Raw genomic sequence first — 17,339 nt, forward strand, 5'->3', positions numbered from 1 at the left:
TGGTTGGTTAATTTGGTTTTTGTTATTAAATTAGAATCCTAACACCAATTTGGCAATAGAAAAATAAATTAAAATTCCGCAAATGTCGTTGCTAGTGGTAATAAATGGCCCTGTTGCTAATGCCGGGTCGATACCAAATTTGTCTAATAACAACGGGATAAAAGTACCAATTAATGAGGCAATAATTATCACGGAAACCAATGCAATTGTTACAATTACGCCAATAATTACCTCTACATTCAGCAGAAAATGGCTTCCCAAAAACAAGATACTGGCTAAGATTAATCCGTTCAAAAGACTTAGTGAAATTTCTTTGACCAGACGATTGAACAGCGAGCCACTTAAGGTATTATTTGCCAAACCTTGGACAATAATTGCTGAGGATTGCACCCCAACATTTCCTGCCATCGCTGCTATTAGGGGAGTGAAAAAGAATAATTTTCCGTGTTCGAGCATGGCGCCTTCAAACAAACCAAGCACGCGAACGGTAATAAATCCTCCCAATAGTGCTAAAACCAACCAAGGCAAACGCGCTTTGGTCAATTCCATAATGCTATCATCGGCCTCTACGTCTTGAGAGATACCCGCTGCTAACTGGTAATCTTTGTCGGCTTCGTCCTTGATTACGTCAACGATATCATCGATGGTGATTCTGCCGACTAAGCGACCTAATTCGTCGACTACAGGAATGGCTTCTAAGTCATATTTTTGCATGATACGAGCCACCTCAACATCCTCGGTATCTACGTTGACAAAATTCAATTTTCTTATGTACACATCACTGATTGCGGTTCGTGTAGAAGTGGTTAATAAGTCTTTGAGCGATAAACGTCCTTTTAGTCTTCCGTCGTCATCGACCACATAAATGGAGTGTACGCGTGATATATTTTCGGCTTGAATTCGCATTTCTTTGACACAAGTGAGCACGTTCCAGTTTTCGTTGACTTTTACTAACTCTTTGTGCATGATTCCCCCAGCTGTATCTTCGTCATAGCGCAACAATTCGACAATGTCTTTGGCGTGCTCAACGTCTTGTAATTCTGAGATTACTTCGGCTTTGATGTCTTGAGATAATTCGGCAATAATGTCGGCCGCATCATTGGTTTCTAATTCATCAAGCTCTTCAGCGATTTCTTTTGGGGAAAGACGGCTCAAGATGTTTTCTCTTAAATCGTCTTCTAGTTCTAGAAGGATTTCAGCTGTTTTTTCGCTATCTAAAACTTTAAAAATATAGGTAGCTTCATCAAATTCTAGTTCGTCTAGAATTTCGGCAATATCAGCATGGTGCATGTCATTCAATAACAATTCCAATTTAACATCGTTCTTGCTTTGAATGAGTTGCTCTAACTCTTGAATGAGTTCTTTGCTGATTTTAAACTCCATCGGCTTCTATTTTTTGGGTCAAGGCAATAAATTCTTCAACACTTAATTGCTCTGGACGAATATCAAATACTGGGTCTTCTCTTAGTTTATCGGACAAATTTAAGGTTTTTAAACTGTTGCGCAAGGTTTTTCTACGCTGCTGAAAGGCAGTTTTTACCACGGTAAACAAGAGTTTTTCGCTACAAGGTAAAGTATAATTTTCTTTGCGACGCATGCGCATCACACCCGATTTTACTTTTGGCGGCGGATTGAATACGTGTTCGTCAACCGTAAACAAATATTCGGTATCGTAGAATGCTTGTGCCAAAACCGAAAGTATACCGTAGGTTTTGCTTCCTTTTTTCTCGCAAATGCGCTCGGCAACTTCTTTTTGAAACATACCCGAAAACTCCGGAATTTGGTCTCTAAATTCCAAGGTTCTGAATACAATTTGCGTTGAAATATTATAAGGGAAATTGCCAATGATAGCAAATTGTTTCCCTTCGAAAACGGAATTGATATTGTATTTTAAGAAATCTTCGGATATGATTTTATCCTTTAATTTTGGATAATTGGCATCCAAATAAGTCACCGATTCTGTATCGATTTCTATAACATAGGTGTCGATAGGTTTTTCTAATAAATACTTCGTCAATACACCCATTCCTGGTCCAATTTCTAAGACATCGTTATAACTTTCTAAACTCAAGGTGTCGGCAATGGCTTTGGCAATGCTTTCATCTTTTAGAAAGTGTTGTCCGAGATGTTTTTTGGCTTTTACTTTTTCCATAATCATTTTTTTAACCGCAAAGGCAGGAAGGCGTTAGGGTATTTATGCGTTCTAAAATTCTTTTTTTATAACATCGTTAACGGATTAAATCTGTTGTTACAATATTATTTACACCAATGGAGCTACCGTTTTTAATGTTCTGAAATCACTTCTAATTCGGTTCTGAATGCTAGCATTTTATCGCCGAATAATTTGAGTCCTTCTTCACGCAAAGCGGGTGCATCTTCTTGATAATATTTTTGCAATGTTTCTCTGCTATCTGTGGTGTATTGAACTGAATAAGTAAGTCCTCCCATTTCCTCTTCGACCAAAACGCGAACCATTCTTGCATTTGTAAATTTGCCTGTTGCTAATATTTCTGGAATGTGCTTGTGCTGCATCCAAATCATCCATTTGTCGTGTACACTTTCGTGAATATTGATGGTAACGTTGTATATAATCATTGTTTAAAAAAGTATTAAGATTGGAGTATTAAGTAGTAAGACTTTGAAAGAACAAACTATTTATTTTTTACATCCTCTAGTTTTTATTTTTACTATTGAAATTGCCATTTTTAAAGATTCTTATCGCCTCTTAATTGTCTGAATTTTTTCCTTGCCTCAACAAAGTAAATACTGTCTTGATGGTTAAAAATCATTTTTTCATAAAGTGGCTTTGCTTTTTCGGGGTCGTTTAGGTACTTCACGTAGAGTTCCGCTGCAAAAAATAAGGCCTCGTCTATGTAAATGCCATCGCTATGTTGGGCAATAATAGCCTGATATTGTTGTAAAGCTTGAGTATAATTACCAATTGTCTCATACAATTTTCCCAATCGCAAAAGGGTTACCGCTTCAATTTCTTGTCCTTTAAATTGTTGTAATATCTTTTGGAAATGTGCAATAGCCTCATCGGTGCGTTTTTGATACATCAAGTAGTCTCCTTTGGCAAATTGCTTTAAAGCTGTTTGAGTAGAATCGGCAACGGTATTGTCATTAATCAATAAAAAATATTCCAAAGCATCATTGGCAATCAATTGCGTATTGGCAGATTTTAATTCTTTAAATTGCTTCAATGCCCAGTCAAAATCGGTTTTAAAATAACTCGTTTTTGCCGCTTTTAAACTGGCTTCATGCGCCATTACATCGTTCTTCAAATCCAATTCAATTTGGGAATAATACAACAAAGCTTGGTTGTATTTTTCTTCAAATAAAAAAATATCAGCCAACTCCATTTTTGTATCGGCAATTTGATATTCATTCAAAGGTAGCGTCAATGCTTTAGTAATAATAGCTTTTGCTTCTTCTGGTTTTTTTAAACTAAAAGCTGTAAAATGAGCTTGAATTAATTGTAGTTTCAGCGTAAACGGATTGATTTCAAATTGCTGTAATAACGTTTTAAGTTGTAAATCAATAGTAGCAAAATCAGCAGGTTTTGCTTTGGCCAATTTCATTTCGATTAAATACGTATTGGCTTTTATCAACGTTTCCAAATCCTTGGTGTTTTCTAAAACAAAGCCCAAGATTTCGGTTGCCGCTTCGGTTTGGTCTTCCTCAATTGCCATTTGTCCCAAGCTTACAATTTCAGCCAATGATTCTGGATTGCGTTTGTAAATGGCTTTTTCTTGAATAAAGGCTTTGCCAAATTCTTTTTGTTGCATATAAAACCAACTCAAATACTGATTCCAGAAGATATCTTGGTCTTTTTGCGTACGTAAAATCAAAGCTTTTTTTAAGGCATCTGCAAAAGAGACATCGGTTTCGTCCGACATGTAACGGGACAATTGATGTTGAATCAAATTCGAATTTTGAGGATTGATGAACGCTTCGTCTAGAAACATAGTAATCATCAAATCAGTTTTGCCTAATTGACCATAAAGCAAAGCCATTTGATAATTGAAATTAAAGGTCGTATCCAAATCTGCTGCAGTTTGATAAGCTTTTACAGCGTATTCTAGGATTACTTTTTTTTCAAAAGCATTGGCAACGCCATACACTTCGTTGGGATTTTTGCGAATGCTTTCTAGCGCTTGTTCATAATAACTTTTGGCTTTGGCTTCATTTTTTTGCAACTGCCAATTGTAGCCCATTTCGACTAACAAAAAAGCTTGTTTGTATTTAGAATAACGAGTTTGAATTGTTTTTTCTGCCAGTTCAAATTGTTGTAATTGCTGGTAGCAATCTACCGTTCTGAGAAAGTATTGGGAGTTTTGCGGGATACTTTTGAGCAGTTCTTCGTACGCCACTTTAGCTTTTTCAAAATCTCCTTTTTCATAAAAATATTGAGCTAGCTGCTCGTTTTGCGAAAAACAAATCAATGAAAAAAACAGCGCGATATGTAGAAAGAGTTTTTTCATTGTTCGATTTTTTCACTAAACATTATTTTATCCAAGATAAACCATATAACCACAAATTGCTTCGCCTTTTCAAGTCGCAAATTATTTTATTGAACAATAAAAATGAAATTTGCGAATCTGAGGTAAAAATAAAAACTATTTCTAGTCAATGATATCAAAACCACAATACGGACGTAAAACTTCTGGGATTACGATTCCGTCTGGAGTTTGGTAGTTTTCTAATATTCCGGCCAAAACTCTTGGCAAAGCCAAAGAACTTCCGTTCAAGGTATGCGCCAATTGATTTTTTCCATCTTTGTCTTTGAAACGCAATTTCAAACGGTTGGCTTGGAAGGTTTCAAAGTTAGATACAGATGAAATTTCTAACCAACGGTCTTGAGCAGTTGAAAACACTTCAAAATCATAGGTCAATGCTGAAGTGAATCCCATATCTCCTCCGCACAAACGCAAAATTCGGTACGGTAATTTTAGTTCCTGCAAAATATCTTTGACATGTTCTACCATACCATCCAAAGCTTCGTATGACTTTTCTGGATGTTCGATACGAACAATTTCTACTTTATCAAATTGGTGCAAACGGTTTAATCCACGTACGTGTGCCCCATAAGAACCCGCTTCACGACGGAAACAAGGGGTGTAAGCGGTACATAAAATTGGCAATTCGTTTTCACTTACAATAACATCTCTAAATAAATTGGTCACGGGAACCTCAGCCGTTGGAATCAAATACAAATCATCAACAGTAGCATGGTACATTTGCCCTTCTTTGTCCGGCAACTGACCTGTTCCGTAGCCTGAAGCTTCGTTTACCAAATGAGGCACTTGCATTTCTTTGTAGCCCGCAGCTGTGTTTTTATCTAAAAAATAATTGATTAACGCACGTTGTAAGCGAGCTCCTTTTCCTTTGTAAACAGGGAATCCAGCACCAGTGATTTTTACACCCAATTCAAAATCGATGATGTCGTATTTTTTTACCAATTCCCAATGAGGCAAAGCCCCTTCATGCAAAGTAGGAATGTCACCTTCTTGAAAAACGTTTAGGTTATCGTCTGCCGATTTTCCGTTCGGTACAATATCCGCTGGAAGGTTAGGCAAAGTATATAATTTTTGAATCAATTCTTCGGCCAAAGCATCTGCTTTTTCTGCCAATTCCTTACTTTTTTCTTTTAACGAAACTGTTTTTTCTTTAAGAATAGCAGCTTTTGCTTTCTCGCCACTTTTCATCAAATCACCAATATCTTTGGACAATTTATTAGATTCAGATAAAGTGTTGTCTAAAGCCACTTGAGTAGCGCGACGTTGTTCGTCTAATTGTACCACTTCGTTTACAATACTGTTAGCATCAATGTTTCTTTTGGCTAAAGCATTGATTACTTTTTCTTGATTCTCTCTAATAAATGCGATTTGTAACATAGTTTTGTTTTTAACTCTTGTATTTATGGCTATTTGCGCCCACAAATTTAAGGAAATGTTTGATAAGTACTAGACAAAGTTTTAGGAAAAGGTTTTTCGCTTTGGATTTATAAAAAACCTTCTTTGAATTATGTCCAAAGAAGGTTTTTTATAAAGAATTGACAGGGGATTTAATTTTTAATCTTCTGCTCTAAAATGACTTCTTTTTGGGGCGGAATTCGTTTTTTTAGAAACAAAATTTGTCCCAGATGACTGGATTGATGTTCCATTACATGAAACCAACAGTAATGATTCGTTATTTCTTCCTTCATTACAAGTTGGTTAAACCACACATCATCTCTCTTTTTTAGTTCTGATATTGTTTTATTTCTTACCTCATTATAAATATCTAAATAATATTGAATCTCATGTCCTTTCCATTCATCTCGCCCACCTTTATCTAGATCTAAAGCAGTGCCCCATTTTGCTTTTTCATCGGGAGTAAAATCTCTATTCTCAAAAGTAAGGACTTGGTAATATTTTTCGGCAGCGGCCAAATGCATAATTAACGAACCGATTCTATTGGCTTTTTCATCATGCAAATAATCCGTTTCATATTGGTTCATATTTTTCACTGTACGTTCTACCCTGCTCTTCAAATCCTCTAGCATCGAAATCATGGCGCCTATTTGAGGGGAAGCTCCTTCAACATTTCCTATTTTACCGGTTTCTTTAACGACAATTCCGGTACCTTCAAGAAGTAAACTAGCATTCCCAGCAACAGCGCTTTTATCAAGTTTTGCGCTATATTCTTTGACTTTTGTAATCTTTCCTTTTCGAGTTCCAAATTCCCATTTTTGAATTTCTCCATTTTTAAGCGGCATTTCAAAACTAGCATTCATAATAGTGTAGGGCTCTAATATGCCTTTAGCATTTTCTATGAAAAGTTCAAATTTGTCAAAATAGAATTTACCATTATAAGAACACAAGCCTCCAAAATTTAGTGCTTTTGAATCTGCATCAATGGTACCTTCTACGGTGTAAGTTTGCCAAGTATTTAATTTTATAGGTCTATCCCCCATATTATCAAAAAAACCTACTTCATCCGTTTTGTTATCAATTCTTGACCAAATTCCAGCCCAAGCCTTCGGTTCATTTGTTTCAACTTTGACAGATGCAACCACTTTGAATTTCTTTTTTACTTTGGTTTGAATATCTACTGTTTGACGGAATGCCACCCAATCATTAGATATAACTACTTGCTTCTGTGCTTGTATAGTTAACACAATAAGAAAAAAGAGTGAGCTTAGTAATTTTTTCATTTTACAATTTTTAAAATTAAACAACTGAATAACAATACTTTAAATGTAACAACCAATAAAAAATGTAAATATAATACTATTTTTAAAAACTACTCCTTTAAATTTAAATCATGCTATTCACCATACAAAAACTAGTGTGATTAGTTTTATTTTAAGCTATACATACAACAAATAATTTTGTTTTTTCAAGACACAAACATCTTATAATAAAGACATTAGAAATTACAAAACGCCAAAATATCAAAAAAACTAAGAAAATAACTTAAATAGTCTATTTTTGCCTCGAACTTTTAAACCATTACAATGAAAAAAATTCTTTTTTTAGCAGTTTTCTGCTTTTCAGCAATTAGTGTTTTTGCACAAGCTCCTTTAGAAAATGGAAGAGTACAATTGAATGCCGGAATCGGAACTTCTGGTTGGGGAACTCCAGTTTATGTTGGTCTTGACTATGGTGTAGGTAGTAACTTTACAATAGGTGGAGAACTATCTTACCGCACGCACAATGAGCGTTATGCAGGGACATATTACGACTATTCTGTAACAGGTCTTGGTGCTAATGTTAACTATCACTTCAATAAAGTATTAAATATTCCTAGCCAATGGGATTTTTATGGAGGATTGGGATTGAACTATTATATTTTCAACTACGATGATAGAAATTATAATGGTACCGAAGATTCAGATATTGGACTTGGCGTACAAATTGGAGGAAGATATTTCTTCAATAAAAATTTCGGAATTAACATCGAAGGTGGTGGAGGTAACGCTACAAGTGGTGCTAAAATTGGTATTACTTATAAATTCTAATTGTTACAAATAATTATCTAAAAAGCCATTCGTAATGAATGGCTTTTTTTTAGATTAAGATCTTTTGATTTCGTGTCCAACAAATTCTTCTAAAACAGCAAACATTTCATCTACTGTAAGTATTTCGGTATTGGGATGGGTTTTTAAAAAATTTGCATTTAAAGCTACTAAGTTTTCTTCTATTTCAAAAAAAGTGTCATTGTTGAGTAGGTCTCTAATTGGATTTACACCTTCTAGTTTGCTTTTGAAGAATTTTTCGCGTTTGACACTACTCATCAATTGAACCTTTTTGCATTGCTGTTGAAACAGTGCTAAATGATTGTGAGCACCTAACAATTGCAGACCTTCCTCAATAAGTTCGTTTAATTCTAGATTCCATCGCGAATTATAGACAAATTGAGCAAAATTTCCTTCGGTATATTGTGAAGTGTAATAATCTAAATAATAGCTCATTAAGGCGTCTTCGTGAATTAAATCGTCATCGACTTTTTCTTCTCTCATCAAATTGATTACAGAAATATTGGAGTTGACAACGTCTTGAGGGTTTTCGCTTGCTGCAGCGGTTTCTGAAATAATGATTTTACCGAATTCCATATGGATTAGTTTTTAAAGCAATTGACAACAAATTTCGAATAAAAAGTTGATTTTGAATGTAATTAAAATTCATCTGTTACTTGATGTCATTGCTATCCGATTCGTCGTTTCTTTTTTGGGCATTTATTTTGGCCACCAAAGCTTTTAATCGCAAGGCTTTTTCTCTTTTTTCTTCTTGCAATTTTGCTTTCTTCCGATTGAGCAATTTGGTATGCAACGCCTTGTTTTTGGTGTTTTTTTCAGGTCCCTTAGCCATAACCTTAGTGTTTATTGAATCTAATTTTTCTTCATTGGAGGTAAATCAAATGCTTTAGATTCGCCTTCAAAATTATTGCGGTGGGAACCGTCACAAAAAGGTTTATTCGATGACAAACCACATCGGCACAAGCCCAAAGCGGTTCTTCCTTCAAGTCCATAAACATTTCCGTCTTGATCTACTATTTCAAAATCGCCTTCAATTTTTATAGATCCGTTTTTGTTGATTGTTAGTTTTGTCTTGCTCATAATATGGTTTTGTTTAGACGCCAAAGATTGCAAAAAATATTATGAAGGTTTTGCATGAAAGGTCAATTTCTATGAGTAAAAAAGCTAGTTTAAATCGGTTCTATTTTATTAAGTGATTCCACTAAAAGTATTTTGAAAAGGAATACCCTAGCCCCGATAGTAGTGAAAATCCTTTTGTGCCTTTTTTCGGCACAAAAGATTGTAGCGAATAGCGGGAAATAGCTCCTAATAAAACCATACAACTCTCAATTCTATTGCTTATTTTTGCACTCAATAAAACAGAAATTAAGATGCAGAATCCAAAAAGATATACCATTACAGCAGCATTGCCTTACACTAACGGCCCCATTCATATTGGGCATTTGGCGGGAGTTTACGTACCTTCGGACATTTATTCACGTTATTTGCGTTTACAAGGAAGGGATATTGTGTTTGTTTGCGGAAGTGATGAACATGGCGTGGCTATATCGATGAAAGCCAAAAAAGAAGGTATTACGCCTCAAGAAGTGATTGATAAATACGATGGAATCATTAGAAAATCATTTGCTGATTTCGGAATTTCATTTGATAATTATTCTAGAACTTCGGCAGAAATTCATCATAAAACGGCTTCTGAATTCTTCAAAAAATTATACGACAAAGGTGATTTTATCGAAGAAATTACCGAACAATTATATGATGCCAAAGCCAATCAGTTTTTGGCTGATCGTTTTGTAGTAGGTACTTGTCCAAAATGTGGTAACGAAGAAGCCTACGGTGATCAATGCGAAAAATGTGGATCTACATTAAACGCTACCGACTTAATCAATCCAAAATCAACCATTACGGGAGAAACGCCAATTTTGAAATCGACCAAACACTGGTTCTTGCCTCTAGATCGTTATGATGCGTTTTTGAGAGAATGGATTTTGGAAGGCCATAAAAACGATTGGAAACCTAATGTGTACGGTCAAGTAAAATCTTGGATTGACGGCGGATTAGAACCTCGTGCAGTTACTCGTGATTTAGATTGGGGAATCGATGTTCCTGTAGAAGGTGCCGAAGGAAAAAAATTATACGTTTGGTTTGATGCCCCAATTGGTTACATTTCGTCTACCAAAGAATGGGCCGCCAGAGAAGGTAAAGATTGGGAACCGTACTGGAAAGATAAAGACACCAAATTGGTACATTTTATCGGAAAAGATAATATCGTTTTTCACTGTGTAATTTTCCCAGCGATGTTGAAAGCGGAAGGCAGTTTTATCTTACCCGATAATGTTCCAGCAAACGAGTTTTTGAACTTAGAAGGAAATAAATTATCGACTTCAAAAAACTGGGCTGTTTGGTTACACGAATATTTAGAAGAATTCCCTAATCAGCAGGATGTGTTGCGCTATGCCTTGACTTCGAATGCTCCAGAAACCAAAGACAACGATTTTACTTGGAAAGATTTTCAAGCTAGAAACAACAACGAATTGGTGGCTATTTTTGGGAATTTCATCAATCGTGTGGTGGTGCTAACGAATAAATATTACAATGGAATTGTTCCAACGCCAAATAAATTGTCTGAAGTAGACGAGCAAACTTTGGAAGAATTGAAAGCTTATCCAGCTGTTATTTCTAGTTCTATCGAAAGATACCGATTTAGAGAGGCATTGGGCGAAATGATGAATGTAGCCCGATTAGGAAATAAATATTTGGCCGACGAAGAGCCTTGGAAAATGGTCAAAACCGATCCGGAACGTACCAAAACCCAAATGTTTGTAGCCTTGCAAATTGCGGCTGCTCTGAGTTCACTTTGCGAGCCATTCTTACCGTTTACGTCACAAAAATTGTTGCGTATGCTAAACATCGATGTCAATAATTGGAATTTAGATTTTGACAATTGGAATTTATTACCAGCAGGTCACCAAATTGGCGAAGCCGAATTGCTTTTCTCTAAAATTGAAGACGAAGCGATTCAAAAACAAATTGACAAATTAGAAGCTACGAAAACGGCAAATAGCGCTGAAAATAAAAAAGCTGAACCACAGAAAGAGTTGATTCAGTTTGAAGATTTTGCCAAAATGGATATTCGTGTAGGAACTATTTTGGAGGCCGAAAAAATGCCAAAAGCGAATAAATTATTGATTCTAAAAGTAGATACTGGAATTGACGTTCGCACCATCGTTTCAGGAATTGCAGAGAGTTTTAAACCCGAAGATATTATTGGAAAACGCGTAACTGTTTTGGTAAACTTAGCACCAAGAAATTTGCGTGGCGTAGAAAGCCAAGGTATGATTTTGATGACTATTAACACCGAAGGGAAATTGGTTTTCGTTAATCCAGATGCCGAAGGAGTTACTAACGGAGAAACAATAAATTAATTAGCAGTAACTATAACAAAACTTTATAATTCGTTCTGATAAGTTTTTATCAAACTTTGTAACTTTGCATTCAAAATTTAACTAGAAAAAATAAACAATATGTATCCACAAGATATGGTTTTACCGATGCAAGCAGAATTAACTGCTGCTGGTTTCCAAGATTTACATAATGCAGCAGAAGTAGATGCTGCTATAAAAGCAGAAGGAACAACCTTAGTAGTTGTGAATTCTGTATGTGGTTGTGCAGCAAGAAATGCACGTCCAGGAGCTAAAATGAGTTTAGATGGTTCAAAAAAACCAGACCATTTAATCACTGTTTTCGCTGGTGTTGACAAAGAAGCTGTTGATGCTGCTAGACAACATATGTTTCCTTTCCCTCCATCATCGCCTTCTATGGCTTTGTTCAAAAACGGAGAATTAGTTCATATGTTAGAACGTCATCACATCGAAGGTCGTCCAGCAGAAATGATTGCAGAAAACTTAAAAGATGCTTTTAACGAATATTGTTAAACAAATTTTATAAAAATAATAAACCTGCTAGAGTACTACATTTTAGCAGGTTTTTTAATGCTTTTATTTTATCTTTGCTCAGAATTCTTCCAATTAGAGTTCCTAATTTATTTCTCACTTAACGTTTATAGCATGCAACTGTATAACACCTTAAGCGCAGAAGAAAGAGCCGAGCTTATTGACCAAGCCGGAAAACAACGCCTCACGTTGTCTTTCTATGCGTATGCCAAAATTGAAGATCCCAAAAAATTTCGCGACGATTTGTTTATCGAATGGAATAAACTGGATGCACTAGGTAGAACCTATATAGCCAAAGAAGGAATCAACGCGCAAATGTCTGTCCCTGCCGAAAATTTAGAAGCCTTTCGCGAAACGCTAGAAGCTTATGAATTTATGCGCAACATTCGCTTGAATGTAGCCGTAGAACACGATGATCATTCGTTTTTGAAACTCACTGTAAAGGTGCGTGACAAAATTGTGGCCGACGGATTAAACGACGAAACCTTTGATGTAACCAATATTGGAGTACACCTCAAAGCCAAAGAATTTAATGAAATCTTAGAAGATCCCAATACGATTGTAGTCGATTTTAGAAACCATTACGAAAGTGAAATCGGTCATTTTAAAGGCGCTATTACTCCTGATGTGGAAACGTTTCGCGAATCGTTGCCTATCATTAACGAACAATTACAAGACTTTAAAGAAGATAAAAATCTAGTGATGTATTGCACTGGAGGAATTCGTTGCGAAAAAGCTTCGGCTTACTTCAAGCACCAAGGTTTTAAAAACGTTTTCCAATTAGAAGGAGGTATCATCAACTACGCCAAGCAAATCAAAGAAGAAAATCTAGAAAGTAAATTTATCGGAAAGAATTTCGTTTTTGACCATCGTTTGGGTGAGCGCATCACAGACGATATCGTTTCGCAATGCCACCAATGTGGAAAACCTTGCGACAATCATACCAACTGCGAAAATGTTGGCTGTCATTTGTTGTTCATTCAATGTGATGAATGCAAAGAAGCTATGCAAAATTGTTGTTCAAACGAATGTTTAGACATCATCAACTTGCCATTAGTTGAGCAAGTAAAGTTGAGAAAAGGCATCCAAGTTGGCAACAAAGTCTTCCGAAAAGGAAAATCAGATAAATTACCCTTCAAGCATTCAGGCGAGCTTTCGGACACACCATTGGCAGTTGCCACGACTCCAACCAAAATTCGTCAAAGAATCAAAATCAAAAAAACACTTTTAGGCAAAGCCGAACATTACTTTGTAAAAGCGCAAGTTGCTCTTTTCGTTATTGAAAATAATGAACTACAATTAGGCGATACCATTTTAATTTCGGGCCCTACTACAGGAAACGAACAACTTGTACTCGAAAAAATGTTAGTCAACGGCATCGAAAAAACGGTTGCACAACCAGGCGACAAAGTAACTTTTGAAGTGCCTTTTAGAGTACGTTTATCTGATACATTGTATAAAATTTTAAAATAGTTTTTCCAAACTTTCATCCATCACCTTTGTCAAAGTTCAAATCGTTGACAAAGGTTCACTCTACAAAATAAATTGGAAACAGATTTCACAAATTAATTTGTGAATTGAAAATCAGTGAAACCAAAATAAATAGTAACGGATGAACTAAATCTGTGTCAAAACAATACACACAATGACAACAAACAACAAAATAGAATTAATGGCACCAGCTGGGAATTTCGAATCCTTGCAAGCTGCCTTAGACAATGGATGTGATTCCGTATATTTTGGAGTAGAACAACTCAATATGCGTGCCCGCGCCTCCGTAAACTTCACTATGGATGATTTGGCCGAAATCGCCAAACGCTGCGAAGCCAAAAACGTACGAAGTTACTTGACCTTAAACACCATCATTTATGACCACGACTTATCTGTGGTCAAAACTTTAATCAATAAAGCCAAAGAAGCCAACATCACTGCGGTGATTGCTTCGGATCAAGCCGTAATTGCAATGGCTCGAAGCGTGGGAATGGAAATTCACATTTCTACACAATTGAATGTGACCAATATCGAAACCATCAAATTCTACAGCCTTTTTGCCGACACTATGGTGTTGAGTCGCGAATTGAGTTTGCGTCAAGTAAAAAAAATCACCGAACAAATCGAAAAAGAACAAATCAAAGGACCTAACGGGAATTTGGTTGAGATTGAAATCTTTGGTCACGGCGCTTTATGTATGGCCGTTTCGGGTAAATGCTATTTGAGTCTGCACTCACATAACTCCTCAGCCAATCGCGGTGCTTGCAAACAAAACTGTCGTAAAAAATATACCGTAATCGACCAAGAAACGGGTTTCGAAATCGAATTGGACAACGAGTATATGATGTCGCCCAAAGATTTATGCACCCTAGATTTCCTAGACCAAGTCATTGATTCGGGCATTCAAGTCCTCAAAATCGAAGGTCGTGGCCGCGCTCCAGAATATGTGGCTACCGTAATCAAAACTTATCGAGAGGCAATTGATTCCTACTATGATGGTACTTTTTCAAAAGAAAAAATTGCCGTTTGGATGGAGGCTTTGAACACCGTGTACAACCGCGGATTCTGGTCGGGTTATTATTTAGGACAAGAATTGGGAGAATGGAGCGATGTTTCGGGCTCCGTGGCTACACAAAAGAAAGTCTATGTGGGCAAAGGTACCCATTTCTTCCCCAAAGCCGAAATTGGTCAATTCAAAATCGAAGCCTACGACATCAAAGTGGGCGATAAAATTCTAGTAACGGGTCCAAGCACTGGCGCACAAGAAATGATTATCGAAGAAATGTTTGTCAACGATACCTCGGCAGAGCGCGCTACCAAAGGAGACGATTGCACCCTCAAACTGCCGTTTAGAATCCGTATGTCCGACAAATTATACAAAATAGTAGAAGCCTAATGGTCATCATCACCCTACAAAGAGACAAATGCATCGGTTGCAATTACTGCGTAGAAATGGCACCCGTACAGTTTCAAATGTCCAAAAAAGACGGTAAATCGGTACTCATCAAAAGTGTCAATGCCAAAGGTTTTTACACCCTAAAATCACCCGATCACACCATCGTAGAAAGTTGCGAACTCGCCGCAAAGGCTTGTCCCGTAAAAATCATTTCGGTCAAAGAAACCTAATACTTGCTTGTTTTTTAGGAGCAGAAAAAATAGGCTTTTTTAAGGAACAATGGTCCCGCTATCCGTTGCAATCTTTGCGGGCTGAACCCCAGCCCACAAAGGATTTCCACTACTATCGGGGCTAAAGAGCCACAATCCGCTACTTTAGCAACAATCATAAACGCAATAATCTAAACCATCACAATCCTTTTTGTGATGGTTTTTATTTTACCCCAAACTTATATGTTCTAAAATACCTTAAATGGTTCAAAAGCATAATAATTTTGGAAAATCCTTTATTGTTATAGAAATACATCCAAGATTAAGATAAGTCATCTCAAAATTCCAATTATTTTAGTATAATTTTAAGACGCATCCTTATTTTTTACCGTTGTAACATACAATTAAAAAATACTATCTTTACCGATTAAATTTAAGTAAGAACTCAAGTTGCTTTTTTGGCAACATCACAATATAATTATGGCTTGTACAAGTTGTTCAACTTCCGATGGTGGCGCACCAAAGGGGTGTAAAAATAATGGGACTTGCGGCACCGATAGCTGCAACAAATTAACCGTTTTTGATTGGCTTTCGAACATGAGTTTACCCAATGGCGAAGCGCCTTTTGACTGTGTCGAAGTACGTTTCAAAAACGGAAGAAAAGAATTTTACCGCAATACCGAAAAACTAACTTTAAGTATGGGAGACATCGTAGCAACGGTAGCTTCACCAGGTCACGATATCGGAATTGTGACGCTAACTGGGGAGTTGGTAAAAATTCAAATGAAGAAAAAAGGGGTCAATCCAAACGGAACTGAAATTCCAAAAATCTATAGAAAAGCTTCTCAAAAAGACATCGATATTTGGTCTGCCGCTCGAGATAAAGAAGAACCTATGAAAGTTCGTGCACGTGAATTGGCGATTCAGCACAAATTAGAAATGAAAATTTCGGATATTGAATTTCAAGGTGATGGTTCCAAAGCAACTTTTTATTACACCGCCAACGACCGTGTAGATTTTAGAATGTTGATTAAGGATTTTGCCAAAGAATTCAGCACAAGAGTCGAAATGAAACAAGTAGGTTTCCGTCAAGAAGCCGCTCGTTTAGGAGGAATCGGTTCTTGCGGAAGAGAACTATGTTGTTCTACTTGGTTGACCGATTTTAGAAGTGTGAATACTTCAGCAGCACGTTACCAACAATTGTCATTGAATCCACAAAAATTGGCAGGACAATGCGGGAAATTAAAATGTTGTTTGAATTATGAGTTAGACACCTACATGGATGCTTTGAAGCATTTTCCAAATTTCGACACCAAATTAGTGACCGAAAAAGGAGATGCTATCTGTCAAAAACAAGATATTTTCAAAGGCTTAATGTGGTTTGCTTACACGAATAACTTTGCCAATTGGCACGTGCTTAAAATTGAGCAAGTTCACGAAATCATTGCCGAAAACAAACTAAAAAACAAAGTTTCGTCGTTAGAAGATTACGCTATAGAAGTGGTTGCCGAACCAGAGAAAAACTTTAATAACGCTATGGGACAAGAGAGTTTAACTCGTTTTGACCAACCCAAAGCCAAAAAAAGACCTTCGAAAAAACGCAAGCCAAACGCTGGAGCAACAGCAACTGTAGTTGCCGCACCAGCTATAGCACCTAACAAACCTGCTGCTCAAAATGGCAACAAAAAAAGACCTCACAACAACAAAAGTCGAGGCAATGCCAATGACAAAAAGCAAGGGAATACTCCAACCAACGAACCAAGAAAACCTATAATTATTACTAAAAATGGGGATAAAAAATAGTTGCATCTTATTTGCTGTAGTCTTACTCTTTTTGGCCTGCGACAAAAAAAGAGTTTTTGACGAATACAAAACAGTAGGCAGCGGTTGGAACAAGGACAGTATTGTTTCCTTCGATTTGCCTGCATTGGACACTACAAAACAATACAATTTGTTTGTAAATTTGAGAGCCAATGACAATTATAAATTCAATAATATCTTTTTGATTGTGGCTATGGAACAAAAAAATGGCTTCACCAAAGTAGATACTTTAGAATACCAAATGGCCAACCCTGACGGAACCTTGTTAGGAAATGGCTTTACAGATTTAAAAGAAAGTAAACTTTTTTACAAAGAAAAAGTTAGATTTAAAGGACAATTCAAAGTATACATCAAACAAGCTTTGAGAGAAAACGGCAAAGTACCTGGTGTATCCGTTTTGGATGGCATTACCGACGTAGGTTTTAGAATAGAAAAAATAGAGTAAA

General features: G+C 36.4%; 17 protein-coding genes. 8 read left to right on the forward strand and 9 right to left on the reverse strand.

All coding sequences use genetic code 11. From position 1 onward, the window contains the following. Positions 1–30 precede the first annotated feature (30 nt). From mgtE to WFZ86_RS07195, 6 genes are all read right to left on the reverse strand, one after another. Positions 31–1,383 carry a magnesium transporter gene (gene mgtE / locus WFZ86_RS07170; RefSeq protein WP_342691306.1) on the reverse strand — a complete coding sequence of 451 codons (1,353 nt, stop codon included), beginning with the start codon at positions 1,381–1,383 and terminating at the stop codon, positions 31–33. After that, the gene (gene rsmA, locus WFZ86_RS07175; protein ID WP_342691307.1) at positions 1,373–2,152 is read right to left on the reverse strand and encodes a 16S rRNA (adenine(1518)-N(6)/adenine(1519)-N(6))-dimethyltransferase RsmA; all 780 of its coding nucleotides are present in this window, start codon (positions 2,150–2,152) and stop codon (positions 1,373–1,375) included. The genes mgtE and rsmA overlap by 11 nt, the downstream gene beginning before the upstream one ends. A 131-nt stretch (positions 2,153–2,283) precedes the next feature. After that, positions 2,284–2,595 (reverse strand): DUF4286 family protein, encoded by a 312-nt coding sequence (locus WFZ86_RS07180; protein ID WP_159689293.1) that lies wholly within the window; start codon positions 2,593–2,595, stop codon positions 2,284–2,286. 110 nt (positions 2,596–2,705) lie between these two features. Further along, a complete protein-coding gene (locus WFZ86_RS07185) occupies positions 2,706–4,484 on the reverse strand; it encodes a tetratricopeptide repeat protein (RefSeq protein ID WP_342691308.1) in 1,779 nt (592 codons plus the stop codon). A 141-nt stretch (positions 4,485–4,625) separates the two neighbouring features. Continuing rightward, positions 4,626–5,897, reverse strand: coding sequence for a serine--tRNA ligase (gene serS / locus WFZ86_RS07190; RefSeq protein WP_342691309.1), 1,272 nt, complete (start codon positions 5,895–5,897; stop codon positions 4,626–4,628). Between the two features lie 170 nt (positions 5,898–6,067). Further along, positions 6,068–7,198, reverse strand: a complete 1,131-nt coding sequence (locus WFZ86_RS07195; RefSeq protein WP_342691310.1) for a mycothiol transferase — start codon at positions 7,196–7,198, stop codon at positions 6,068–6,070. A gap of 303 nt (positions 7,199–7,501) precedes the next feature. Here WFZ86_RS07195 and WFZ86_RS07200 point away from each other — a divergent pair, with 303 nt between their 5' ends. After that, positions 7,502–8,005, forward strand: a complete 504-nt coding sequence (locus WFZ86_RS07200; protein ID WP_342691311.1) for an outer membrane beta-barrel protein — start codon at positions 7,502–7,504, stop codon at positions 8,003–8,005. Between the two features lie 54 nt (positions 8,006–8,059). Here WFZ86_RS07200 and WFZ86_RS07205 read toward each other — a convergent pair whose 3' ends face one another. The 3 genes from WFZ86_RS07205 to WFZ86_RS07215 form a co-directional block, all read right to left on the reverse strand. Next, entirely contained in the window at positions 8,060–8,599 is a 540-nt protein-coding gene (locus WFZ86_RS07205) for a DMP19 family protein (protein ID WP_342691312.1), read from the reverse strand. Positions 8,600–8,675: 76 nt separating this feature from the next. After that, entirely contained in the window at positions 8,676–8,855 is a 180-nt protein-coding gene (locus tag WFZ86_RS07210; protein ID WP_342691313.1) for a hypothetical protein, read from the reverse strand. Between the two features lie 20 nt (positions 8,856–8,875). Continuing rightward, a complete protein-coding gene (locus tag WFZ86_RS07215; RefSeq protein WP_159689314.1) occupies positions 8,876–9,103 on the reverse strand; it encodes a CDGSH iron-sulfur domain-containing protein in 228 nt (75 codons plus the stop codon). A gap of 290 nt (positions 9,104–9,393) precedes the next feature. On the opposite strand from WFZ86_RS07215, the gene metG reads away from it, so the two are divergent. The 7 genes from metG to WFZ86_RS07250 all read left to right on the forward strand — a co-directional run bounded on the left by metG (position 9,394) and on the right by WFZ86_RS07250 (position 17,338). After that, complete coding sequence (gene metG / locus WFZ86_RS07220) at positions 9,394–11,448, forward strand: methionine--tRNA ligase (protein WP_342691314.1); 2,055 nt, start codon at positions 9,394–9,396, stop codon at positions 11,446–11,448. A 99-nt stretch (positions 11,449–11,547) separates the two neighbouring features. Then, the gene (locus tag WFZ86_RS07225) at positions 11,548–11,958 is read left to right on the forward strand and encodes a BrxA/BrxB family bacilliredoxin (RefSeq protein WP_342691315.1); all 411 of its coding nucleotides are present in this window, start codon (positions 11,548–11,550) and stop codon (positions 11,956–11,958) included. Between the two features lie 132 nt (positions 11,959–12,090). Further along, positions 12,091–13,449, forward strand: coding sequence for an oxygen-dependent tRNA uridine(34) hydroxylase TrhO (gene trhO / locus WFZ86_RS07230; protein WP_342691316.1), 1,359 nt, complete (start codon positions 12,091–12,093; stop codon positions 13,447–13,449). 172 nt (positions 13,450–13,621) lie between these two features. After that, positions 13,622–14,863 carry a peptidase U32 family protein gene (locus WFZ86_RS07235; protein WP_342691317.1) on the forward strand — a complete coding sequence of 414 codons (1,242 nt, stop codon included), beginning with the start codon at positions 13,622–13,624 and terminating at the stop codon, positions 14,861–14,863. Beyond that, positions 14,863–15,093: a ferredoxin gene (locus WFZ86_RS07240; RefSeq protein WP_024980634.1), complete on the forward strand. Its 231-nt coding sequence runs from the start codon at positions 14,863–14,865 to the stop codon at positions 15,091–15,093. The genes WFZ86_RS07235 and WFZ86_RS07240 overlap by 1 nt, the downstream gene beginning before the upstream one ends. A gap of 459 nt (positions 15,094–15,552) precedes the next feature. Continuing rightward, positions 15,553–16,875 (forward strand): PSP1 domain-containing protein, encoded by a 1,323-nt coding sequence (locus WFZ86_RS07245; protein WP_342691318.1) that lies wholly within the window; start codon positions 15,553–15,555, stop codon positions 16,873–16,875. Continuing rightward, positions 16,859–17,338: a gliding motility lipoprotein GldH gene (locus WFZ86_RS07250; RefSeq protein WP_342691319.1), complete on the forward strand. Its 480-nt coding sequence runs from the start codon at positions 16,859–16,861 to the stop codon at positions 17,336–17,338. Before WFZ86_RS07245 ends, WFZ86_RS07250 begins: the two co-directional genes overlap by 17 nt. Position 17,339: the final 1 nt, after the last annotated feature.

Source organism: Flavobacterium polysaccharolyticum, from assembly GCF_038739875.1.
Taxonomy (GTDB): domain Bacteria; phylum Bacteroidota; class Bacteroidia; order Flavobacteriales; family Flavobacteriaceae; genus Flavobacterium; species Flavobacterium polysaccharolyticum.